The organism is Gemmatimonadaceae bacterium (genome assembly GCA_030647905.1).
Classification (GTDB): Bacteria; Gemmatimonadota; Gemmatimonadetes; order Gemmatimonadales; family Gemmatimonadaceae; genus UBA4720.
This window is the reverse complement of record JAUSJA010000003.1, coordinates 1-22,143: the sequence shown is the minus strand read 5'-3', so window position 1 is coordinate 22,143 and position 22,143 is coordinate 1. Positions and strand designations below refer to the sequence as shown.

The following is a 22,143-nucleotide window of genomic DNA, read 5'->3' as shown; positions in this document are numbered from 1 at the left end:
CTTGTCGAAGTCGAAGTAGATCGGGCCGGTGATCGCGGCCGTATCGACGACCACAACAACAACTTCGGCCGGAGCGACGCAGGCAGGATCCGTAGCGGTGATTCCGGCAAGACCCGGGTATGCGCACATGGCGACCGGCGGCGGCGGCGGCGGCGGAGCGACGCACGACGGGCTGGACGCAATGATGTTCTCCAGGCCAGCGTAGGTGCACATGACTTCACGACGGGCCCCGCCGAAGAGCAGCGACAGTCCACCGCGACCGATCAGGTTGAGGTTCTTGGTGTCCTTGTGGTAATCGACAATACCGTCGACACGCAGGGCGACGCGGTTCGTGACGCCGAAGCGCAGGCCGGCGAGGCCGGAGACACCGTAGTTGAACGTGAACTGGCGATTAGTGTTCGTCGTCTCAGCGCTGTAGTTGCTGCGGACTGCGCCGGCGCCAATGATGAACTGCGACTTCGCCATGATCGGGATGTTGTAGTTCATGCGAAGCGCGAATGACGTGTACGTGACCGGGTTGTTGTTGTAACCCTTCGCAGCGGGCGGATCGCGATCGAGATCAGGCGACGTCTGGCCTTCACCCTCGAGCTCCCAGTGCGGATCGCTCAGGAACACACCAAGGCGCGCGCCGTATCCGATTCCATCCTTCGGATGGCCGGGGGCGTTGTCGTCGAAGTGCGTGTACTGGCCGAAGCCGCCGACCTCGAGCGTTCCGGGCAGGGCCCACTCGGTTGCACCGAGCTCGTCCCACCAGGCGTACGGGGCCCACGGAGCCAGGCTGGCGTTCTCGGCCGTACCGGCGAAGAGCGCCGAGATGTCAGGACGGAACTCCAGTCCGGCCTGCGCACGGAGGTTGGTGTGCGACTCGTACACCGCGCCGCCCGTTCCGCCAATGCTGCCGCCGTTCGGCATGTAGTCGGCGATGCCATCAACGCGGAGCGAGACAGCTCCAACTCCCACGCTGAAGCCGACGTTGCCCTCGACGCCGTAGTTGTAGCCACGGCGGTTCGACTTGATATCGCGCAGCTCCGTTCCGGCCGGCACATCCGGCTCATAGCCAGCGTACGACGTGATCACGCCACCGGCACCGAGGTGGAAGGCGGCGAGGCCAGCAAACGGGAAGCTGTAGCGAATGCGCGCCGAGACCGGGCCGTACCAGATCTTGCTTCCGGCGGCCTGGCCCGCCCCGGTCTGCTCCGGCTTGTTCCAGGAATTCTCGGCTTCGAGATTCCAGTTGGGAGCGAAGTAGGCGCCGACCCGTCCGCCGACACCGAACACCTTGTCGAGCTTCAACGCGTCGTCGAACTTGGTATACTGCCCAAAGCCGCCCAACAACAGCGTACCCGGCTGCTGCGCCGCGGCCGTTCCGCCGAAGAGCAAGGCCGTCATTGCACAGACGGTCCAACTTCTTCTCAACATATGAATTACCTCTTTCGAATGGTGGATACAGCTACTAGAACCGGGACATCGTTATCGCGATTGACGTTAGGCAGGATGTATACCGGTGAGCCCGCAACACCAATGAATGGTGCAAACTCCGGCAAAACTTAGCAGATTTTTCCCGGCGCGCCAGCCGTTCGCAGAGCGGAATCACGCTAGACACATACTGTTTTCACGCTCTGTAAACATATGACTGCCGCCGCGTCGAATGAGCCGTCCATCCCGACTAAGTAGCGTTGGCTTCGGCTTGCAAATTCGGAGCCAGCATTCTGCATCTGCACGTGTTGTGGCACCCCGTGACAACCCTGCATTCAATGCGGCACCGTCGCTCGTCAATGCCGGTCGCGGCTGGTGCTTCGTCGCCACCACGTAGCCCGCTCGCGTCGCTTCGCTGCACGAACTGCAGAGCGCCACGCTCCCTTCATGTCTGCCGCGTCGGTAAAGCGATCGTCTGCATTCGGCGCGAGACCGCGCGCGATCCATTCCGCGACGGGCGGCGAGAACGGAGTCAGGTCGATCGTCCCGGCAAGCTGACGCGCGAGTATCACCTTCCCATCGCCGTCACCGAACGGGGGCTGCCCGCTAAGCGCGAACGCCACTATCGCAGACAACGCGAAACGATCCACCGATGAGCCGTAAGGCTCTCCGAGAAGCTGCTCCGGAGCGGCGAATGCCGGCGTGCCGGTATTCCCTGTCACGTCCTCACCCGTCGCATTGGCGATTCCGAAATCCGTCATCCGCCAGCGCCCGTACCGGTCTATGAGAATGTTCTCCGGCTTGAGGTCGCGGTGCACGATTCCCACCGCATGCGCCGCGGCAAGCCCGTCCAGCAGCAGCTCGACCTGCGATGAGATCTCGTCGAGCGTACGCGGGCCGTCGCGCTCAATGAGACTCGCCACTGATCCCTCGTCGGCGAGCTCCATCGTGTACCACGAGAGGCCGCCTCTGCTGTCCCAGTCGTAGATCGGAACGATTGCGGGATGGGCAAGCTGCGCGGCAAGCTTGGCCTCGCTCCAGAACGCCGCGACGGCGCGCGCGTCCGCGGCGACCCGCGGATGAAGAACCTTGAGCGCCACCTCACGCTCGAGCGACAGATCGCGCGCACGCCACACGCGGCCGAAGCTCCCCGAGCCCAGCGGCGACAGCACTTCGTAGTCATCGGCGAGCGCGCGCCGGATGCGCGTCTCCTCCGAGACGCCGGCCGATGGTGCGTCGGCGTCTCGCACCGGCACGATGCCGCCGCGACTCGCGAACCCCGTGTCCGCTACCCTGAGGAAAGACGACATGGACGGAAATCTCTGCGCGACATCGGCTGACAGGGCGCGGTCGATCGCGCTCGCGATGACCGCCGGACACTCCGGACGAAGCAGGCTCACCGGAGGCACGTCGCCAGGTGGAGGATCCTCTCCAGTCAGCGCCCGGAAGCAGATCGCCGCGAGCTGCCATTGGTCGCTCGCCGGAGTTGGAATCCAGTCGGCGTCTGTCCATTCCGGAGGCATCGCGATGAGCGGACGCCGGGACCGCGCGGTTCCACCCCGAAGGAGCGGTCGCATGCCTGGCGGGATGTCTTCTCGCGGGACGGCCCATTGCCATTCGAGCATCCACAGCCGGCCAGTAGGCGCAACCCACACGGTATCCACGCTCAGAGCTCCATGCGCCGAGCCATTGTCGTGCAGATACGAGAGCGTCGAGCCGGCGCCGCGAAGCACCTGCAGCACATAGGGTATCTCCGCCGTTCCCAGCCGCTGCAGGTGAGCGCGGACAGTCTCGCCGGTAATCCACCGCCTCAGGTATCCCGGCCCGCGCCGCGAATCGCGCTCGGCGACCCAGTAGTGATACGTCGTCGGAATCGCCGGGTGGCTCCGATGCGCGAGGCTTCTTGCCTCGCTGAACAGCCATCCGTGATGCGCCGGATTCGGCGCGGTTACCAGCGACAGGGAACGGCCCAGCCCATCGCTTACCTGCTGGTAATGACGTTCGTCGCCAAGAAGTCCCTCGGCTCCCCAGGACCATCCGGGTGGGAGCTGCCATCCCGCTATGTGAGACGGGAGCTCCGACGTCTTGAGAGGCTCGGCGGGAGTGCGTCGGGGAGCGCTCAAGCGGGCACCGGGTGAAGGGTGATGATGACACGCGCACCCTGCCCTTCCTCGCTCGAGAGATCGATCGTTCCGCCCCACGACTCGAGAAGGCGCCTGCTTATCGCGAGGCCAAGTCCGCTGCCTGTGGTGCGCGTCGAGAAATGCGGCTCGAAGACGCGCGGCAGCGCGGCCCGCGCGATGCCGGCGCCATCGTCCTCGATCACTATCCGCACCACCTTGTCGAGCCGGAAAAGGCTGACGACGACTTTGCGGGCGCGCGCCAGCCGCGCGTTCTCGAAAACGTTGAGCAGAACGTCACGCATCTCATCCGCGCGGGCCTGCGCGAGCACGCTGCCCTCCGCGCCGTGCAGCGTCCACGACACCCCGCCAATTCCGATTTTCTCCAGTCCAACCACATCGCGTAATATGGCGGCGACGTCAACCGGTGCGGCAGCGGGCAGCTCGCTCGGCGCCGTGCCGTACCGGCTGAACGCTCGCGCGATCTCATCGAGTCGGTCAATCTCCGCGAGAATCCGCGTGACGTTCTCGTCGAGCACGCGATCGAAATCAATCCGTGCGTCCGCGCGCGCCCGGCGCAAATGCTGAACGCCGAGTCTGATCGGCGTGAGCGGATTCTTGATCTCGTGTGCGACCTGCCGCGCCATCTCTCCCCAGGCCAGAACCCGCTCCGCGCGGCCGACTTCGATGCGGCTCAGCTCGAGGTCGCGCGCCAGAACTCTGGCCGCGATGCCGCTCAGCCAGAATGCGGCGATCGCACCGACCGCGGTGGCGAAGAGGACGAGCAAAGTGAGGTCGCGGCGCCGGCGGTCGAGCACGATCTCATCGCGCCGCGCGGGAGCCGCGAGGACGTAGCTGCCGTGAACCGAGTCCGATGCCGCCCTGTATCCCCAGGAGATCATCGAGGTTCCGATCGCCTGACGCCAGGTCGCCGTGAGCTCGCCGCCGTCGGCAATGCTCAACTGGACTCCGCGCGGAAGCGTGCGTCCGGCGGGCGCGATCATCTCGTAGAGTGAGTCGCTGCTCGCCGTAAGCAGCGCATTCGAGTACAGAAAGAGAGGCGTGCTCCCGGCGGCGTGGCTTTTTTCCGGCGCTGCGGGATGATCGCGCGCCGCCGCTTCGAGCGTCTCGCGCACCACGAGCTGACGGGCGTCGAGATCATAACCCTGAAGGCGCTCGTATGCCCATGCCGCGAACGACACCGCCGGCACGACGAAGAACATGAATAGTGCAAGCGTAAGGCGGCCCCGATAACTGCGCAACCACGCCGACGCGCGCCGTCTCACCCAGCGGAAGAATCCGCCCTCCGCCATGGCCCCCAGTGCCCACAGCAATCCGGCTACGGCAATGTCGAGAATCACGATGAGACACGCGCGCACGAGGCGCGTCGGCCACGATCGAATGTCGACCTCGACATGTGCGCGTGCGGTTCCCTCGGATGTGGCGATGAGTTCGTCGCCATGCCACTCATTCCCGAGCCGGCGCCACGTCATCGTGCCCGTCCCGGCCGCGGTTCCGGGAGTGACGTCAGCGAGCGTCAAGGTGTACGGCGGCTCCGTCTGATCCGGCTGCACGAACCCGAGCAGAGTCGCATATGGATCCTGCGCAATGAGACGCGTCCGCGGCGACGCGACCGCCGCCGTCGCCCCTCCCTCGCGATGCGGCACGGCAAGCATCACCTGGCGGCCGATGGGCCCGAGTGTCTGCCGGATGATCGGTTGTCCAGCGCCGATCGCCTCTTTTACGAGGGCGCCAAGGGCAACCGAGTCGAAGGTCAGCGGCGCGAGGTCGAGCCGTGTCACCTGAGATCCGTCCGCTTTCCACGTACCAAGCGAAACCTGTACCTCGGCCGGGGCAAGATCCGAAATCGCGTATCGCTTGAGCACGTCGGCACGTGTGCCTGGACTGTCATAGGTCGAGAGCTGCGCGCCGAACCTGCCGAGGAGCACAGCCGCATCGGCATCCACTTTCTGGAGGCCCTCGACATCGCGCATTGCAAGCTGGAGCCGTTGCTCGGTCGTCGTCGTCCAGACGAGAAATGTGGCGGTGGCGCCGGCAAAGATCGCCACCAGCACGCCGGTCCTCAGCTGCACCATGGGCCGCCTGCCGGTTGCGATTTTTCCCAGCCATGTCGCCGCAAGCCAGAATGCGAACAGCGTGAGGAACAGCGGAATTTCCCACGTGATCCATAGTGAAGACGTCGAACCGATGAGCGGCAGCGCGATGCCCGATGCCGCGCTCCGCGCGATGACGAGTCCGCTGACGAGCATCGCAATCGCCCCTGCGCCGGCGATCGCGCGATTCATGCGCGTGCGGCGCGCGCGGATGAGGGCCATCACAGCGAGAGCGGCCAGTGACCCGGACATCGCGAACGCTCCGGCGTTGGCCGTGAGCGGTCCCGCCAGCACCGAGTAGAAATAGGCAGGATCGAAGATTCGCGCGAAGTTGGAGAAGTTGTTCCACGGGATCAGCGCGATAGCGGCGAGGGCGATGGCGAGGGTGAAGAGGCGGGATCCAAGCGATCTCCGGTCCGACCAGCCAAGAGCCATCAGGATGAGAAGCGCGAGCCCGACGAGGACCGTGCCACGCCCGCGGGCGGCGGCGGTTTTGTCGAATCGAACCATTTCGGCGGAGAGCGGAGTTGCGTCCACGCGCATCAGCGGGTTCCCGCCCGCTCCGGTTATCAGCTCCCCTTCCGGGCTGTCCGACGCCGGCGCGAACCGGAAGGATTCGACGAGCTTTCGCCCGGAGACGCGAGAATCGAGGGCTGTCGCCACGCGATCCGACGGCGGCTCGGCGTGGATTAGCGATGTGGCGATCGCGCGTCGTTTTCCCTTCTCGGTGACGACCTGCAGAGTGGTGTAGAAGGGCGAGAATGCGGCGGAGGTTCCGGGTCCGGTATCCGCCGGGGTCACGCGCAGCTGCCCCGCCCAGGCAAGGGGATCGCCACCATCTATCACGATCACTCCGACGTCCGGAGCATCGGGAAGCTTCCTGACCGCGGCGAAAGCGCTTTCCGGGTCCGCGGGAGCTTCCAGCGCGAGTGCGGCGATACTCGCGAGCCGCGGCTGTGTGGAAACGACCTCGGCGGTGACAGATTGAATTGCGTCCGCGCGCCTCCGCGCAGCGTCGTCAGCTCGTCCCGAATCGCTGGAGAAATCGCTGGCGCGAGGGGAACCGCCACCATAAGGTATGAGTGGATTCCGCAGCCACAACGCGAGCAGCAGAATGACAGCACCCGCGACGGCAAGCGCGAGGCGCTCCGTCCACCGACCCCTCACGATCCTAATAGCCCCACTCCGCGAATGAACCGCCATTCACCGCTCCCATCCCGCGCCGTGGACGACACTCCGCCCAGGCCCGCTCCTCACGCTCCCATCGTCCCGCTGCCACAGAACGCACCGCTTCGCATCAAGGAGCTGATCCCGATGCAGATCGAGGCGGCGATCGCCGAAGATCCACGTCTGATCATACCTGTCGGGACTTGCGAGCAGCACGGGCCTCACCTGCCCCTCGGAACGGCGACGATCATCGCCGAGCGGCTTGCCGACGACCTGTCGGCCGAGTTTGGCGTGCTACGCGCGCCCACGGTTGAGTACGGCGTGAACGTGGACACCGAGCGCGGCTTCATCGGCAACGCTTCCGTAAGAAAAAAGACTCTGCATCGCACTCTCAACGATCTGCTCGATTCATGGGAAGCGACAGGGTTCAAGGAATTCATACTTCTCACGGCGCACGGACACGATCCCCATCAGGAGGCGCTGGCGACAGTGATCACGGCCGGGGCACGGGTCCGGGTCGTGGACATTTTCGCCGTAAATCTTTCCGAGCTTCTCGATGGCCAGACGGAGGCGATGCACGGTGACGAGGTGGATACCTCGATCATGCTTCACCTCGCTCCGGAGATGGTACACCTCGATCTCGCTCGCGACTATATGATGTCGCGCGAGGAGCTGCGGCGTTACCGGCGCGGTACTTTGAGGGTTCCGGGCAACAGCGCCGGCTCGATCGGCCGACCTTCGCTCGCGTCGGCCGAAAAGGGGCGCGTACTCTACGAGCGAATCAGGTCCAGGATCAGCGATCGGATCTTCCTCGCGCCTGCTCTCGCCGAGTGAGACGACATGCTGAAACCCGCTCGATGCATCCGCCGTACGTTGACCTGACTCCACCCCGCACCCAACCAATGCAAATGCGTTTGTGCCTCATAATCGCTCTTCTCGCGCCAGGCGCTCTGGCCGCGCAGTCCGCTGCGCCGCGGCCGGCGGCCCAGCGTGCGACGCTGTCACTCGAAGAAGCGATCAATCTCGCCCGGCGCAACAATCCGGCTCACCTCGCGACGATCAACAACCGCCGCACGGCTGACGCCGCGGTCCGCTCGGCTCAGGGGCAGTTGCTGCCGAGCGCCGACGCGAGCCTCAATGCGCAGCGCCAGCAGGGCGGCCGCCAGATCTTCGGCGGGACGAGCCTCGGCGCCAGCTCCGACGTCAATCAGTCGTCGTATCAGATCGGCATCGGATACCGGCTGAATCGCGCCACGTTCATCACGCCGCGTCTCCAGCGCGCCAACCGCGACGCCGTCGAGGCGGACATAACGGGCAGCGCCGAGCTGCTGCGCGGCAACGTCACGCAGCAGTACCTGTCAGTGCTGCAGGCGCAGGATCGGGCGTCGCTGCAGGACACGCTGCTCGTTGCGGCGCAGAGCCAGCTGGTGCTGGCAAAGGCCCGCTCCCTCGTCGGCTCCGGAACTCAGCTCGACGTGTCCCGCGCGGAAGTGGCTGTCGGACAGCAGCAGGTGCAGGTGCTTCAGGCCCGCAATCAGATCGAGATCGAGAAGCTGCGCCTGTTCCAGCAGATGGGGGTGGAGCAGCCGGCCGACGTGACGCTGACGACCCAGTTCACGACCCTCAGCGCGCCACTGCCACTGTCCGACCTGCTGGCCGCGGCGCGTCAGGAGAATCCAGTTGTGCTCGCACTCCGCTCGCGCGAGAAGGTCGCCGACCTGAACGTCAAGCGCGCCCGAAGCGAGTACTCGCCCACGCTCAGCATCAACACAGGCATCTCGGGCTACACATATTCGTTCGCCAACCCGAACTTCCTCGTGCAGCAGGCGAGTGCGCAGACGCTGGCATCGAAGGCGTCGTGCGTTCGCGCGGAGGAGGTGCGGTCAGCGCTGAATCTTCCGAACACTCTGGCCGCTTGCCAGGCGATCGTGTTCACCGACGCGCAGGCAGCCGTGCTGCGGAGCGACAACAAACAGTTCCCGTTAAACTTCCAGAATTCGCCGCGTTCCATCTCGGCGACGATCTCGCTCCCGCTCTTCGACGGGTTTGCGCGCGAGCAGCGCATGCAGGAGGCGCAAGCCTCGAGCGACGACGCGCGATTCAGTGTGCGGGCACGCGAGCTTGCCCTCACCGCGGACGTGACGGCTGCTTATCTGACGCTCACGACAGCGGCCAAGACTGCCGCGCTCCAAGCGCAGAATTCGGCGAAGGCACGGCTGGAGCTCAAGTTCACGCAGGACCGGTACCGCAGTGGTGCCGTGAACCTGGTGGATGTCACCGACGCGCGCGCGGCATACGAGCGCGCCGAGAGTGACCGTATCAACGCGATCTTCGATTACCACAAGGCGTTCGCCGCGCTGGAAAGCGCCGTCGGCCGTCCACTCAGATAACGGGAATCACAAATGTCCAAGCGTACGAAATGGGGAGTCGGCGGCGCAATCGTTCTCGCGATCGTACTGGTCGGAGTGCTGAGCGCCGCAAAGGGACGGAACAAGGCGATCGAGGTGCGGATCGAGCCCGTCGAGCGGCGTGATCTCGTCGCGTCGGTGACGGCCAGCGGACAGGTCCAGCCGCATACGAAGGTGGACCTCGCGTCGGATATCACCGGCCGCATCGTCCGCCTCTCGGTGAAGGAAGGAGATCTCGTCAAGAAGGGCCAGTTCCTCCTCGAGATCGATCCCTCACAGTATCGCGCGGCTGCCGAGCGTGCCGCGGCGGCAGTCGCCAGCGCGCGCTCGCAGTCAGCGACCGCGCGCCCGAGCCTCGCGCAGGCCCAGCGCAACTACAACCGCCTCCTCGAGCTGAAGAAGGCCAACCCGACCCTCGTCTCCGACGAGCAGGTGGAGCAGTTGAAGACGCAGGTCGAGGTTTCGGCGGCGCAGCTCGAGTCGGCGAACAACGGCATCGCGCAGTCACAGGCGTCGCTGCGTGACGCGCAGAGCCTGCTCGCCAAGACGACCATTTTCGCGCCGATGGCGGGACGTGTCACGCGTCTCAACGTGCGCGAAGGCGAGACGGCGATCATGGGAACGCTTAACAAGGATGCGGCAACGCTTCTGACGATCAGCGACATGAGCCTGCTCGAGACCAAGGTCAAGGTTGACGAGACCGACGTGTCGCGAATCACCATCGGTGACTCGGCCATCGTACAGATAGATGCGTTCCCCGACACGACGTTCGTCGGCCGCGTCTCGGAGATCTCCAACAGCTCCATCAAGGGCGCCGGCGCGAGCGCCGGGGCGAACCCGGCGGACCAGGCGATAGACTACGAGGTGACGATTCAGCTTCTGAACGCCCTTCCGACGACGCGCCCGGATTTCTCGGCGACGGCCAAGATCGTCACCGACACCCGCACCAACGTTCTGTCCATTCCGATCATCGCGCTCACGGTGCGTGAGGATTCGCTGGCGAAGCGCGACAGCGGCGCCGTTACGCTGGCCAAGTCTGCTCCGGCCAAGCAGGTCGGAAAGCGGGACGTGGAAGGCGTGTTCGTGGTCGGAGCGGACAACAAAGTGACCTTCCGGCCCGTAAAGGTTGGTATAGCCGGCGAGAAGTATTTCGAGGTCGTCTCCGGACTCAAGGAGAAGGACAAGATCGTTGGCGGAACCTACCAGGCGATCCGCGAGCTGAAGGACGGAAGCCGCGTCAAGAGCAGCGCGACGGACGACAAGAAAAAGGCAGAGGCCAGGAAATCGTAATGCAGACTACTGAAGAGACGCCTGTCAGCATCACGGCCGAAAGGCAGATCGTGATGCTGCAGGCCGGGCAGGCGCCCGACAAGGATTGGATGATCGTCACCCGCGGGCTCAAGCGCGAGTACGACATGGGCGGTGAGATCGTGCGGGCGCTCCGCGGAGTGGACGTCGCCATCCGGCGCAACGAGTACGTCGCCATCATGGGGCCGTCGGGATCGGGCAAGTCCACGTTGATGAACCTCATCGGCTGCCTGGACACTCCGGATGCCGGTGAATACTGGCTGGGCGGCATTCTCGTGTCGTCCATGGCCGACGACGAGCTGGCGCGCGTCAGAAATCGCGAGATCGGGTTCGTCTTTCAGACGTTCAACCTTCTGCCGCGCGCTACGGCACTGCACAACGTGGAGCTTCCGCTGGTGTACGCGGGCGTGCCGTCGGACGAGCGCCGCAAGCGCGCGACGGCTGCGCTCGAGCGAGTGCAGCTCGGGGATCGCATCAACCACCGGCCCAACGAGCTGTCCGGCGGACAAAAGCAGCGCGTCGCAATCGCGCGGGCACTGGTGAACAATCCGTCCATTCTCCTCGCCGACGAGCCGACGGGAAACCTCGACTCCGCGACGTCCGAGGAGATCATGAAGGTGTTCGAGGACCTCGCAACCTCCGGGCAGACGGTGATCATGGTCACGCACGAGCCCGACATCGCCGCGCACGCGCGCCGCGTCATCGTGCTCCGCGACGGAATGATCGAGAGCGACGATCGCCGCGAGCGGTTCGCCGCGAGAATGCAGACGGCCGGCCCGTCTTCCGTCCACAAGTAGACGAATGCCTTTCCTCGACGCGGTGCGCCTCGCACTGGCGCAGATCCGCGTGCAGAAGCTCAAGAGCTTCTTCACGCTGCTCGGCGTCACGATCGGAGTGATGTTCCTGATTGCGGTCGTGTCCATCGTCGAGGGAATGAGCAGCTACATGGAGCACGACTTCGTTGGCAAGCTCGTCGGCGTTAACACGATGACGCTCAGGCAGCTGCCGGAGATCGGCGGCGACATGAGCGAAGCGCAGTGGCGCGCGATGCAGCGCTGGCCGCGCGTTCTCATCACTGACGTCGAGCCGGTAGTGCAGGCGCTTCCGCCTGGCACACTGTGGTCGGCCGAAGGATACGACAACGTGCCGATCGCATCGCGGTGGTCCAAGCCGACAATGCTTCAGGCGAGCGCGGTCGAGGGCGACTACTTCAAGATCCGCGAGATGAATATCGAGCGGGGACGGGTCATCTCGCAGCAGGAGATGGCGATGGGAACGCCGGTCGTCGTCATCGGGCAGGAGATCGCCACGCGCTTCTTCCCCAAGCTCGATCCGCTCAACAGGCAGCTCAAGGTCGCGGGGCTTCCATACACCGTCATCGGAGTCGCCGAATCGCAGGGCAGCATCTTTGGCCTGTCCATGGACCGTTTCGTGATCGCGCCGTACCGCTCCCCGCTGCGTCACGTCGTCAACCGGCCTCTCGTGATAGACGGCGTGAAGATCAAGGCGACCGGCGACGCCGACATGACCGAGATTCAGGAGACGATCCGCCAGGTGATGCGCGGCCGCCGCCATCTGCGTCCATCGCAGCCTGACAACTTCACCATCGAGACTTCGGAGTCGGCGCTCAGCTTCTGGACGAACATCAAGAGCAAGCTCGTCATCGCCGGCGTAGTGCTGCCGGCGATCGGCCTCGTCGTCGGTGCGATCGTCATTATGAACATCATGCTCGTCGCGGTGGCCGAACGCACGCGAGAGATCGGCATCCGCAAGGCGCTCGGCGCCCGCAGGCGCGACATCATGTCGCAATTCCTGGTCGAGGCGGCGACGCTGAGCACCGTCGGAGCGGCGATCGGAATCGCCAGCGGTATTCTGCTCGCGCAGGTGATCGCCGCGGTGTCGCCGTTGCCGGCCACGGTTGCGCCCTGGTCCATCATCGCCGGGGTTCTCGTCGGCACTGGAGTGGGAATCATCTCGGGTATTTATCCCGCGAGCCGCGCGTCGAGGCTCGACCCGATCCTCGCTTTGAGGTCCGAGTAATGAATCTTTCTGCGTGGCTGTTCAACGTAACCGAGGGAATCGGCATCGCGTTCGACGCCATCAGGTCGAACAAGGTGCGCGCCGCACTCACGATTCTCGGCGTCGCAGTCGGAGTTTTTGTTGTCGTGACTCTGTCTGCCGCCGTTCACGGCATCAACGCCAGCGTGGCGAAGGATCTGGAGTCGGCGGGCCCGACGAGCTTCTTCATGTTCCGCCGGCCCGTCAGCCTCGCCACGATCTGCGACGGCACCGACGAGACGTGCCCGTGGCGGCGCAACCCGCCGATCACGCTCAATGAAGCGGACCACATAGCCAGGCTTCCCGAGGTCGCGGCGGTCACCAGCCACATCGGCGCTGGCGCCAAGTTCAAGTACAAGGACAAGGAGATCGCGCGGGCGGGCCTCGACGGCTTCAGCGCGGGATGGCTTTCGGCAGACGGTGGCGACATCGTCGAGGGCCGGGACTTCACCTACGCCGAGAACACCACCGGCGCGAACGTCGTCGTGATCAACGACAGGATGGCGGAGAGGCTGTTCAAGAATTCCGATCCGCTCGACAAGAACATCGAGATCGACGGCAAGCCGTTCAGGGTCATCGGGCTCTATCACAACGTCGGCAGCTTCCTCGGCAAGCCGAGCTCGTCCTCTGCCGGAAACGATCCCAGGGCGATGATTCCGCTCGAGGCGGGACGGAGGCACCTCGGGTTCCTCCTTCGGCGGCTGGATCTCACGATCAAACCGCAGAACTGGGTGCCGCGCGATCAGGCGATCGATGCGGTCACCGCGCTCATCCGCGGACAGCGGGGGCTTCGCCCGAGCGCGCCCGACAACTTCGCCATCATCACGTCCGACGGGCTGATGGCGATCTACGACGGATTTTTCGGAGTGTTCTTCATCATCATGATCGCGCTTTCCGCAGTCGGTCTGATGGTAGGTGGCGTGGGTGTAGTCGCCATCATGATGATCAGCGTCACCGAGCGCACGCGCGAGATTGGAGTGCGCAAGGCCCTCGGCGCGACGCGCAAGACGATTCTCTGGCAGTTTCTGGTGGAGGCCGCTACGTTGACCTGCATCGGCGCGTCCATCGGCCTCGCACTGGGGTCCCTGGTCGCCTTCCTCATCAACAGATTCACGCCGGTTCCGGCGTCAACGCCGCTGATGGCCATCGTCGCGGCACTTGGAGTGAGCGCTGTCACAGGCATCGTCTTCGGCATGCTGCCCGCCGCCCGCGCGTCCCGGCTCGACCCGGTCGAGGCCCTGCGCTACGAGTGAGCTCATGACGTCCGCGAAATGACGTTCGCGGACGTCGTCTCCACCGCTCTCCAGCAGCTTCGCGAGAACAAGCTCAGGTCGTTCTTCACGCTTCTCGGAATCATCGTGTCGGTGACGTTTCTCGTCGCGGTCGTGGCAATCATCCAGGGGATGAACTCGTACGTGAGCGAGAACCTCGCCGGCGCGCTGATCGGCCAGAACAGCTTTCAGGTTCGCCGCTCGCCGATTCAGATCGGACTGTTCGACGACGAGCAGTTCCGCCGAATCCAGAAACGACCGCGCATCACGGAGGCCGACGCGGCAGCCGTGATCGCCGCGGTGCCCCAGGCGGTCGCCGTGAGTATCCAGTCGGGCTGGCCCACGCCGATCGCCGACGTCCAATGGGGCACCAAGGTGCTCGGTGACGCGGTTGTTTTCGGCGTGACCGCCCCATACCAGGTCGTGCAGGACTACACGTTTGCCAGCGGGCGCCCGCTCAGCGACATAGACGTGCGGGACCGCCGAGCCGTCGCCGTGGTCGGGGCGGACGTCGCGGAGAAACTGTTCGAGAACGTTGACGCGGTCGGAAAGGACATCCGCATAATCGGGATGCATTTCACGATCGTCGGCGTGATCGCGAAGAAGGGACGCGTGCTCGGCCAGTCGTTCGACGGATTCGTGCTGCTGCCGCTCACGACCTTCGAGTCGCTCTACGGTCGACGCAAGACGACGACGGTGTCGGTGAAGATGGCCCGAGCCGAAGACGTCGCCGAAGGGATGGCGCTCGCCGACGGCGCGATGCGAACGTCGCATCGGCTGCGGCCCGGCGAGGAAAGCGACTACTCGATCGAGACTGCCGACGCGCTCGTCAAGTTCTGGAAGAATCTCACGCGCATCCTCTTCTCCGTCATTCCGGCGATCGTCGGCATCGGAATCGTGGTCGGCGGAATCGTCATCATGAACATCATGCTGATGTCGGTCACCGAGCGCACGCGCGAGATTGGTGTCAGAAAGGCGCTGGGGGCGCGGTCGCGCGACATCAGGCGGCAGTTCCTGGCGGAAGCGATCGTGCTGACGAGCGTCGGCGGGCTGATGGGCGTGGCCACCGGATGGGGACTGGCGGGCCTCGTGGCGCTGGCGTCGCCCCTGCCGGCGAAGGTGACGATGTGGTCCGTGGCGCTAGCCTTGTCACTCGGCGCGGGCGTCGGAGTGTTGTTCGGAGTCTACCCCGCATCGCGCGCGGCGCAGCTGGACCCGATCGCCGCGCTGAGGCAGGAGTAGATGCTGGGCGAAAACGTGAGGAACAATGTGGCAATCGCGCTCGACACTCTGCGCGCCAACAAGATGCGATCGGGCCTCACGATACTCGGCGTGGTGCTCGGCGTGTCCACGGTGATGATGATGGCGGCGATCGTCCAGGGGATAAAGGACCAGATCGTCAGCACGATCGAGATCGCCGGGCCGACGACATTCTACGTCGTGAAGGTCTTCTCCAACACGCCAGTCAACCCGGACCGGCTGCCGGCGTGGATCAGAATCAGGCCCGATCTCAGGGAGGCCGAGGCGTGGCGTATCCAGACGCTGCCCGAGGTGTCGTACGCGGCGATCTGGGGGCAGACACAGGGACGTCTGGAGTACAAGGGCGTGAGGACGCAGAGTCTGCTCATAAACGGCGCCGATGACCGGTTCGTGGAGATTCAGGGCGGCGATCTCATCACCGGGCGATGGTTCACGCGATCCGAGCTCGTGAGCGGATCGGCCGTGGTAGTTCTCGAGGAAGACGCGGCGCGAAAGGTGTTCGGAGCCGAGAGCGTTCTCGACAAGCAGGTGCGCATTGGCGGACGCCCGATGACTGTCATCGGTCTCTATCAGAAGGCGGGCAACATTTTCGAGCCGCCCGGTCAGGCCATTGGCGCAATCATCCCGTATGCCACTCTCGACCACCAGTTCCGGCTCGACAAGACCAATGCAGTGTTCATTCCGGTGAAGCCGAGGAAGGGCGTGACCGCGGCACAGGCGCAGGAGGCGGTAACGATAGCATTGCGCGAGATACGAGGGCTGCGGCCGGCGGACAAGAACAACTTCGATATGATCACGCAGGACCAGATCCTCGACACGTTCAACAAGATTACGGGCATCTTCTTTCTCGTGATGATCGTGCTTTCGAGCGTCGGGCTCATGGTCGGCGGCATCGGCGTGATGGCGATCATGATGGTATCGGTGACCAATCGCACGCGCGAGATCGGCGTGCGGAAAGCAATGGGCGCGACTCAGCGCGAGATCCTGCTGCAATTCCTCGTGGAAGCGGCGACCCTGACGGGCATCGGCGGCTTTCTCGGGATCGTCGTGGGTCTCACGCTCGGCCGGCTCGTGACGGCCTTCATGAACATAGATGCGGGGATTCCCGTTGCATTGACACTGATCGCCGTAAGTGTGTCGGTCGGAATAGGCATCGTGTTCGGGATGATCCCGGCGCGGCGTGCGGCGCGGCTGGATCCGATCGAGGCGCTACGCTACGAGTGAGCTGCCAGCCTTGAACCTTGTTGAGCGTGATTCTCCATATATTCGGGCGATGCCAACTGTAGACATTCTCGCGATCGCGGCGCACAGGGACGATGTTGAGCTGACGTGCGCGGGGACGCTGATCAAAGCGGTATCCCTCGGGCGAAGGACCGCCGTTATCGATCTTACCGCGGGCGAGCTCGGTACGCGCGGATCGGCCGAGCTCAGAGGGCAGGAGGCCGCGCGAGCGGCCGAGGTGATGAGCCTCAGCTGGAGAGAAAATCTCGGCCTGCCCGACGGCGGTGTCGTCAACACGGCCGAAACCCGCGCCAGCCTCGCCGTCCTGATCAGACGGTTCGCTCCATCGGTCGTCATCGCTCCGTCCATTCGAGGCAAGCATCCCGATCACACGGTTGCCGCACAGCTCATACGTGATGCCTGCTTTGTGGCCGGACTGGTGAAGGTCGAGCCCGACGTCCTGGTGCATCGTCCGCGCAAGGTCATTCACTGTCTCGCCTATCGCGAAGACAACGTGAAGCCGACGTTCGTGGTTGATATCAGCGATACCTTCGAGAAAAAGCTCGAGGCGGTTCGCTGCTACTCTTCGCAATTCGACGAAGCGATTCAGGCCGGCGAGGTGTTTCCCAACGGCGAGCCGCTATACGAGATCATCCGTCACCAGGCGGCCCATTACGGCTCGCTCATCCGCACCCGCTACGGCGAGCCATTCTTCACAACCGAAACGATACGCGTGGATGACGTCGCCGCGCTCGAGGTGGCCACATTTTGAGCGATTCGGATCTGAACTACCCGTCATACCTCGCGCTCGACGAGCTGCTGTCCCTCCAGCGGCCGCGCTCTTTGGGCGGTTCGAAGCGAGTTCTTCTGGAGCAGGAAACCGCTCGCACCAGCCCCCGCCGGTGTTTAGTTTTTGAACATGAAGCCGGCACCCATCTATCTCGACCACGCCGCTACGACCCCGGTCCGCGACGAGGTATTCGAGGCCATGCGCCCGTTTTTTGGGCCGCGTTTCGGGAACCCGTCCAGTATGCACCGCTGGGGCCGGGAGGCACGCGCGGCGCTCGATGAGGCCCGGGAGCGGGTCGGCCGATGTCTTGGCGCCAGGCCCGACGAGATCTGCTTCACGTCTGGCGGTACCGAAGCTGACAACCTCGCCATTCTCGGAGTCTGGCGAACCGCCAGATCAAGCGGCCGCAACGCCGTCGTAACCACCCCTGTCGAGCACAAGGCGATACTCGGCGCCGTCCACCAGGCGGCATGCGAAGGGGCCGAAGAGCGGCTTCTTGACGTGGACGGCAACGGAGTGGTGACGTCTGATTCGTTCGATCGACAGGTCCGTGAGGACGTCGCCATCTGCTCTGTAATCTGGGTGAACAACGAGACCGGAGTCATCCAGCCCATTCCCGAGTTCGCCGGCAAGGCGAAGGCGAAGGGAGTAGCGATGCACACCGACGCCGTACAGGCTTTCGGCAAGGCGCACATTGATGCCGCTTCACAGACGTACGATCTCCTCTCCATCTCCGGCCACAAGATCGGGGCGCCAAAGGGGATCGGCGCACTTTTCATCAGGCGCGGAACTCCACTGCAGCCGCTCATGCACGGCGGATCGCAGGACCGCGGGCGCCGTCCGGGGACCGAGAACGTCGCATTTGCCGTCGGTCTCGCGACTGCTGCGGAGCTGACGATCGCCGAACATGAGAAGGAGAGCGGGCGACTCCGCTCGATGCGCGACTGGCTCGAGGCGGCGATCCTGGCGCGGGTGCCCGACGCCGTCGTGCATGGCCGCGGTGCTCCGCGCGCGCCGCACATTCTCAACGTGTCCGTACCAGGGACCGACAGTGAGTCGCTGCTGATGGCGCTCGATCTCCAGGGAATTGCCGCGTCCGGTGGGTCCGCCTGCCAGAGCGGAGGCATCAGTCCGTCGCATGTGCTGCTGGCGATGGGTGTGCGGCCCGATCTCGCCTCGGCGGCGATCCGCATGAGCCTGGGCTCGCTCACCACGGACGAGTGCGCCAACCGAGTCGCCGAGGTCTTCCCCGCTCTCGTCGTCAAGGCGCGCCAGTTCGCCACCGCCGGCTGACGACGACGCCATGAAGGAAAGAGTCCTCGTCGCGATGTCTGGAGGAGTGGATTCGTCCGTTGCCGCCGCGCTGCTCGTCGAGCAGGGATACGACGTCGTCGGTGCGACGATGAAGCTTTTCTGCCACGGCGATGACGTCCCCGATCGTCCCTGCTGCTCTCTCGATTCGGTGAATGATGCGCGGCGGGTCTGTGAGGAGCTTGGCGTTCCCCACTACGTGATCAATCTCGAGACACAGTTCGGCCACGACGTCATAGACGATTTCGTGAGCGAGTATGCGCGCGGCCGCACTCCGATCCCGTGCGTGAGGTGCAATACTTTCACCAAGTTCCGCGATCTCGTTCGCAAGGCGGATTCGATCGACGCGCGCTGGATCGCCACTGGTCATTACGCGCGCATCGTGGATGGCTCGCTGCATCGCGGCTTCGACGACAACAAGGACCAGACGTACTTCCTCTGGGGAATAGATCGCGACGTGCAGTCGCGGATGCTCCTTCCTGTCGGCGAGTCCACCAAAGCGGAGACACGCGAGCTGGCGCGAAAGCTGGGACTCTCTGTCGTTGCAGAAAAGCCCGAGAGCCAGGAGATCTGCTTCGTCCCCGATGGGGACTACATGAAGATCCTTCGCGGCCGCCTCGCAACCGATTCTCCGGCGCTCACACGCGGCCCGATCCTGACGAGCGACGGGCGTCAGGTCGGAGAACATGACGGGTTCGCGGCGTACACGATCGGGCAGCGTCGCGGCCTGCCCGGCGGCTTCCGCATCCCAATGTACGTCGTCGGCATCCGTCCGCAGGACCGCGCGGTCGTGATCGGGCCGCGCGAGGAGCTCATGGGACGCGGCGTGATCGCGCGCGAGGTCAACTGGCTCGCCGACGCGCCGTCGGTCGGGTCCGCGGTCAGCGTGCGCGTCCGCCACCGCGCTCCGCTCGCGCCAGGGGAAATGATCCGCCACGAGAGCGACGAGATCGAGATCGCGCTGGACGAGCCGGTCTCGGCGATCACCCCCGGCCAGTCCATCGTGCTCTACGACGGCGACCGCGTGCTTGGTGGAGGATTCATCGAAGCCGCGGCTGAATCGCGCCGCGCCGGACTCCCGATTCTGGCCGCCTAGCGGTCTAGCGCGGCCGGAAAACCAGGAATGGATTGATGGGCGTGCCCTTCCACCATTCGTTCATGTCGTCGTTGCGCATGATCTGAAAATGGAGATGGGGCGCGAGCAGGCTCGCGTTGCCGGTCGAGCCGACGAACCCGATCAACTCTCCGCGATTCACAGCCATTCCTTCCTTCAGCCCTGGCCGATGGCCGTCGAGGTGGCCGTACATTATCACGAACCTCGACGTCGGATCGGACATGTACACAGTGAGTCCGCCGGCCGTGCTGTTATAAAGCTTGAGCACGGTACCCGAAGTCGCTGCAATTGCGGGAGTGTTGCGGGCAGCCATGATGTCGAGAGCATTGTGATGGCGCGTACCGTCACGAGTGTCGTCGAAGCTGTCCACCAGATCCTTCGCCTCCACACCTGCGACAGGAATCACCATCTTCTGCGCACGAAGTGCATCGAGATCTGCCGGTACTACGGCCGGAGTCGCTGAACCGCGAGTCGCGGGCGCGGACGACGACGCGGCAGCCGTATCCCTGGGAGAAGTATCCACCACGAGCGCCGTGTCACCGCTGCGGGCGATGGTGATCACCGACCCGCCGTCCGGCTTTGTCGAATAGACGAGCGCGATCAGGAATGCGCCGACGAATGTGGCGCCGTAGGCGCGCACGGTGTCGCTAATACTTCATCCCGCCTGCGGCGGCGAACTCGCGCATAATGCGCTCCTGCTCCTCGGAAAGCTTTTCGGGTGCCTCAATTTTGACCTCAACGATGAGGTCACCAGTTTCCGAGCCCTTGTGGATTCCCTGGGCTCTTACGCGGAACCGCTTCCCCGATGGCGTGCCAGCGGGGATGCGAATCAGCACCTTTTTCCCGTCGAGCGTGGTGACGCTGACCTTGGACCCGAGCGTCGCCTGCGCGATGTTCAGCGGGAGCGACGCTATCACATCCAGTCCTTCCCGCTGATAGAACTTGTCCGGCAGAACGCTGAAAGTGATCAGAAGATCACCCGGCGGACCATTCGCCGAGCCTTTTCCGCCCTGCCCCTTGAGCCGAATCTTCGATCCGCTGTCAACTCCGGGGGGAACCGTGATCAACACCTTCTTGCGCGTCCTGACCTCACCCGCGCCAATGCACGTCGGGCACGGCTGCGACGGAACCTGTCCGCGGCCAAGGCACATGGGACACGGCCGGTTGACGGCGAACCCGCCCTGACCGAACGAGACCACACCGCGCCCCGAGCACTCGGGACAGATCTTCATCGACGTGCCGGGGGCGCCTCCGGTTCCATGACAGGTGCCGCACTCCTCATTTACCTCGAGCTCGACCGGCACCTTGCCGCCGCGGGCAGCGGTGCGGAATGGAATGTCGAGGCTTGTCTCGATGTTCTGCCCGCGCTGGGGTCCCGATGGACGCGACTGAGCCCTGCCTCCGCCACCGAAGATCGAACCGAACAGATCTCCGAGGCCGCCAAGACCGCCGATGTCGAAGTCCTGGAAATTGACGTTGGACGCTCCCGCCGGGCCCCGCTGCGCCGTGCCACCTCGCGGCGACGCACCGCCGCCGAATCCACCGAAACCTCCGAACGCGCCCAGCCGGCGCATCTCATCGTACTGTTTGCGCTTCTTGGCGTCCCCGAGAATATTGTTCGCCTCGGAGATCTCCTTGAACTTCTCGGCCGCTTTCGGATCGCTCGCGTTGGCGTCCGGGTGGTATTTCTTGGCGAGCTTGCGGTAGGCTTTCTTTATCTCGTCCTGAGTGGCGGTGGACGGAACGCCGAGTACCGCGTAGAAGTCCTTGGTCTGAGCCATGAACCTTCAGCGCTCAGCGAGAACCGGGATACTGCCTGACCACCACGCGGGCCGGCCTCAGCAGCTGTCCCTTGAAGGTGTAGCCGACCTGGAAGACACGCGAAACGGTTCCGTCGAGCGCGGCGGATTCCGTTGGATCAGTCGCGACTGCCTCGTGAAGCGAAGGGTCGAATTTATCGTCCACCGGATTGACCGGCTCGAGTCCGGCGGCGCGGAGCGACTTTCCGAGCTTCTTCTCCACCATCTCCACTCCCTGGACGATGGTTACCGAGTCGGTAGCGGCCGGGTCCACGTGAGCGAACCGGGCGATGTCGTCGAGTGGATCAAGGATCTGCCTCACGAGCTCAGCCTGGCCTCTGGACTCCGCCTCAATTTTCTCCTTCAGCATCCGCTTGCGGAAATTGTCGAACTCGGCGATGAGCCGGAGATGCTTGTCGCGCTCCACCGTCAGCTCACGCTGAAGCTCTGATGCGAGGTCGCCCGTCGAATCGGTGGAATCCGCAACCTCGTCGCTCTCCGAAAAACCGGAGGCGTCGGCTGGTACCGGTAGACGATCGTCAGCTTCCCGGACGATCGAATGGTCAATCTGCGAATCTCTCATGCCATCCCTGCTTTTTCTCATCGTTTCAATTTAACCCGTTTCGAGTGCCCGCCGGACCATGTCTGTCAAGCCAAAGTAGAAATGTCCCCCGTCTTAACAAAGTAGAAATGTCCCCTTGGGTTCATGTTGTTATTGGAACTTCTGACTGCTCAGCTGGCGGGGTTTGGAAGGACATCACGCGTTGCCGCCGCTTTTCTTCAGCA

General features: G+C 64.3%; 17 protein-coding genes. 11 read left to right on the top strand and 6 right to left on the bottom strand.

Annotation, left to right across the window (positions count from 1 at the left end; translation table 11 throughout):
* From Q7S20_00370 to Q7S20_00360, 3 genes are all read right to left on the bottom strand, one after another.
* Positions 1-1,389, bottom strand: a 1,389-nt coding sequence (locus tag Q7S20_00370) for an outer membrane beta-barrel protein (GenBank protein MDO8500279.1), incomplete at its 3' end; no start/stop codon positions are given.
* 383 nt (positions 1,390-1,772) lie between these two features.
* Positions 1,773-3,539: a serine/threonine-protein kinase gene (locus Q7S20_00365; protein MDO8500278.1), complete on the bottom strand. Its 1,767-nt coding sequence runs from the start codon at positions 3,537-3,539 to the stop codon at positions 1,773-1,775.
* Positions 3,536-6,853 (bottom strand): HAMP domain-containing sensor histidine kinase, encoded by a 3,318-nt coding sequence (locus Q7S20_00360; protein ID MDO8500277.1) that lies wholly within the window; start codon positions 6,851-6,853, stop codon positions 3,536-3,538. Before Q7S20_00360 ends, Q7S20_00365 begins: the two co-directional genes overlap by 4 nt.
* Between Q7S20_00360 and Q7S20_00355 the strand changes: the two genes are divergently transcribed.
* The 11 genes from Q7S20_00355 to mnmA all read left to right on the top strand — a co-directional run bounded on the left by Q7S20_00355 (position 6,842) and on the right by mnmA (position 19,540).
* Positions 6,842-7,651, top strand: coding sequence for a creatininase family protein (locus tag Q7S20_00355; GenBank protein MDO8500276.1), 810 nt, complete (start codon positions 6,842-6,844; stop codon positions 7,649-7,651). The genes Q7S20_00360 and Q7S20_00355 overlap by 12 nt on opposite strands.
* A gap of 68 nt (positions 7,652-7,719) precedes the next feature.
* Positions 7,720-9,207, top strand: a complete 1,488-nt coding sequence (locus tag Q7S20_00350; protein ID MDO8500275.1) for a TolC family protein — start codon at positions 7,720-7,722, stop codon at positions 9,205-9,207.
* Between the two features lie 12 nt (positions 9,208-9,219).
* Positions 9,220-10,515, top strand: a complete 1,296-nt coding sequence (locus Q7S20_00345) for an efflux RND transporter periplasmic adaptor subunit (GenBank protein MDO8500274.1) — start codon at positions 9,220-9,222, stop codon at positions 10,513-10,515.
* A complete protein-coding gene (locus tag Q7S20_00340) occupies positions 10,515-11,330 on the top strand; it encodes an ABC transporter ATP-binding protein (GenBank protein ID MDO8500273.1) in 816 nt (271 codons plus the stop codon). The genes Q7S20_00345 and Q7S20_00340 overlap by 1 nt, the downstream gene beginning before the upstream one ends.
* Positions 11,331-11,334: 4 nt before the next feature.
* Positions 11,335-12,573 (top strand): ABC transporter permease, encoded by a 1,239-nt coding sequence (locus Q7S20_00335; protein ID MDO8500272.1) that lies wholly within the window; start codon positions 11,335-11,337, stop codon positions 12,571-12,573.
* A complete protein-coding gene (locus tag Q7S20_00330) occupies positions 12,573-13,844 on the top strand; it encodes an ABC transporter permease (protein ID MDO8500271.1) in 1,272 nt (423 codons plus the stop codon). Before Q7S20_00335 ends, Q7S20_00330 begins: the two co-directional genes overlap by 1 nt.
* Positions 13,845-13,862: 18 nt before the next feature.
* Positions 13,863-15,104, top strand: coding sequence for an ABC transporter permease (locus Q7S20_00325; protein MDO8500270.1), 1,242 nt, complete (start codon positions 13,863-13,865; stop codon positions 15,102-15,104).
* Complete coding sequence (locus Q7S20_00320; protein ID MDO8500269.1) at positions 15,105-16,346, top strand: ABC transporter permease; 1,242 nt, start codon at positions 15,105-15,107, stop codon at positions 16,344-16,346. It abuts the gene before it with no gap.
* Positions 16,347-16,395: 49 nt separating this feature from the next.
* Positions 16,396-17,115: a bacillithiol biosynthesis deacetylase BshB1 gene (gene bshB1, locus Q7S20_00315; GenBank protein ID MDO8500268.1), complete on the top strand. Its 720-nt coding sequence runs from the start codon at positions 16,396-16,398 to the stop codon at positions 17,113-17,115.
* Between the two features lie 147 nt (positions 17,116-17,262).
* Positions 17,263-18,426, top strand: a complete 1,164-nt coding sequence (locus Q7S20_00310) for a cysteine desulfurase family protein (protein MDO8500267.1) — start codon at positions 17,263-17,265, stop codon at positions 18,424-18,426.
* A gap of 10 nt (positions 18,427-18,436) precedes the next feature.
* Positions 18,437-19,540 (top strand): tRNA 2-thiouridine(34) synthase MnmA, encoded by a 1,104-nt coding sequence (mnmA, locus tag Q7S20_00305; protein ID MDO8500266.1) that lies wholly within the window; start codon positions 18,437-18,439, stop codon positions 19,538-19,540.
* Positions 19,541-19,544: 4 nt separating this feature from the next.
* On the opposite strand, the gene Q7S20_00300 is transcribed toward mnmA, so the two are convergent.
* From Q7S20_00300 to Q7S20_00290, 3 genes are read right to left on the bottom strand one after another with little or no spacing between them, the layout of a single operon-like run.
* On the bottom strand, positions 19,545-20,198 hold the full coding sequence (locus Q7S20_00300; GenBank protein ID MDO8500265.1) for a M23 family metallopeptidase: 654 nt from the start codon (positions 20,196-20,198) through the stop codon (positions 19,545-19,547).
* Between the two features lie 7 nt (positions 20,199-20,205).
* On the bottom strand, positions 20,206-21,339 hold the full coding sequence (locus Q7S20_00295; GenBank protein ID MDO8500264.1) for a J domain-containing protein: 1,134 nt from the start codon (positions 21,337-21,339) through the stop codon (positions 20,206-20,208).
* A 13-nt stretch (positions 21,340-21,352) separates the two neighbouring features.
* Positions 21,353-21,961, bottom strand: a complete 609-nt coding sequence (locus Q7S20_00290; GenBank protein ID MDO8500263.1) for a nucleotide exchange factor GrpE — start codon at positions 21,959-21,961, stop codon at positions 21,353-21,355.
* Positions 21,962-22,143 lie beyond the last annotated feature (182 nt).

Coding starts and splice junctions, on each gene's coding strand:
- Q7S20_00320 (MDO8500269.1), top strand. CDS start 15,105: ATGCTGGGCGAAAACGTGAGGAACAATGTGGCAATCGCGCTCGACACT.
- Q7S20_00295 (MDO8500264.1), bottom strand. CDS start 21,339: ATGGCTCAGACCAAGGACTTCTACGCGGTACTCGGCGTTCCGTCCACC.
- Q7S20_00335 (MDO8500272.1), top strand. CDS start 11,335: ATGCCTTTCCTCGACGCGGTGCGCCTCGCACTGGCGCAGATCCGCGTG.
- Q7S20_00345 (MDO8500274.1), top strand. CDS start 9,220: ATGTCCAAGCGTACGAAATGGGGAGTCGGCGGCGCAATCGTTCTCGCG.
- Q7S20_00330 (MDO8500271.1), top strand. CDS start 12,573: ATGAATCTTTCTGCGTGGCTGTTCAACGTAACCGAGGGAATCGGCATC.
- Q7S20_00350 (MDO8500275.1), top strand. CDS start 7,720: ATGCAAATGCGTTTGTGCCTCATAATCGCTCTTCTCGCGCCAGGCGCT.
- Q7S20_00290 (MDO8500263.1), bottom strand. CDS start 21,961: ATGAGAAAAAGCAGGGATGGCATGAGAGATTCGCAGATTGACCATTCG.
- Q7S20_00360 (MDO8500277.1), bottom strand. CDS start 6,853: ATGGCGGTTCATTCGCGGAGTGGGGCTATTAGGATCGTGAGGGGTCGG.
- bshB1 (MDO8500268.1), top strand. CDS start 16,396: ATGCCAACTGTAGACATTCTCGCGATCGCGGCGCACAGGGACGATGTT.
- Q7S20_00355 (MDO8500276.1), top strand. CDS start 6,842: ATGAACCGCCATTCACCGCTCCCATCCCGCGCCGTGGACGACACTCCG.
- Q7S20_00340 (MDO8500273.1), top strand. CDS start 10,515: ATGCAGACTACTGAAGAGACGCCTGTCAGCATCACGGCCGAAAGGCAG.
- mnmA (MDO8500266.1), top strand. CDS start 18,437: ATGAAGGAAAGAGTCCTCGTCGCGATGTCTGGAGGAGTGGATTCGTCC.
- Q7S20_00325 (MDO8500270.1), top strand. CDS start 13,863: ATGACGTTCGCGGACGTCGTCTCCACCGCTCTCCAGCAGCTTCGCGAG.
- Q7S20_00310 (MDO8500267.1), top strand. CDS start 17,263: ATGAAGCCGGCACCCATCTATCTCGACCACGCCGCTACGACCCCGGTC.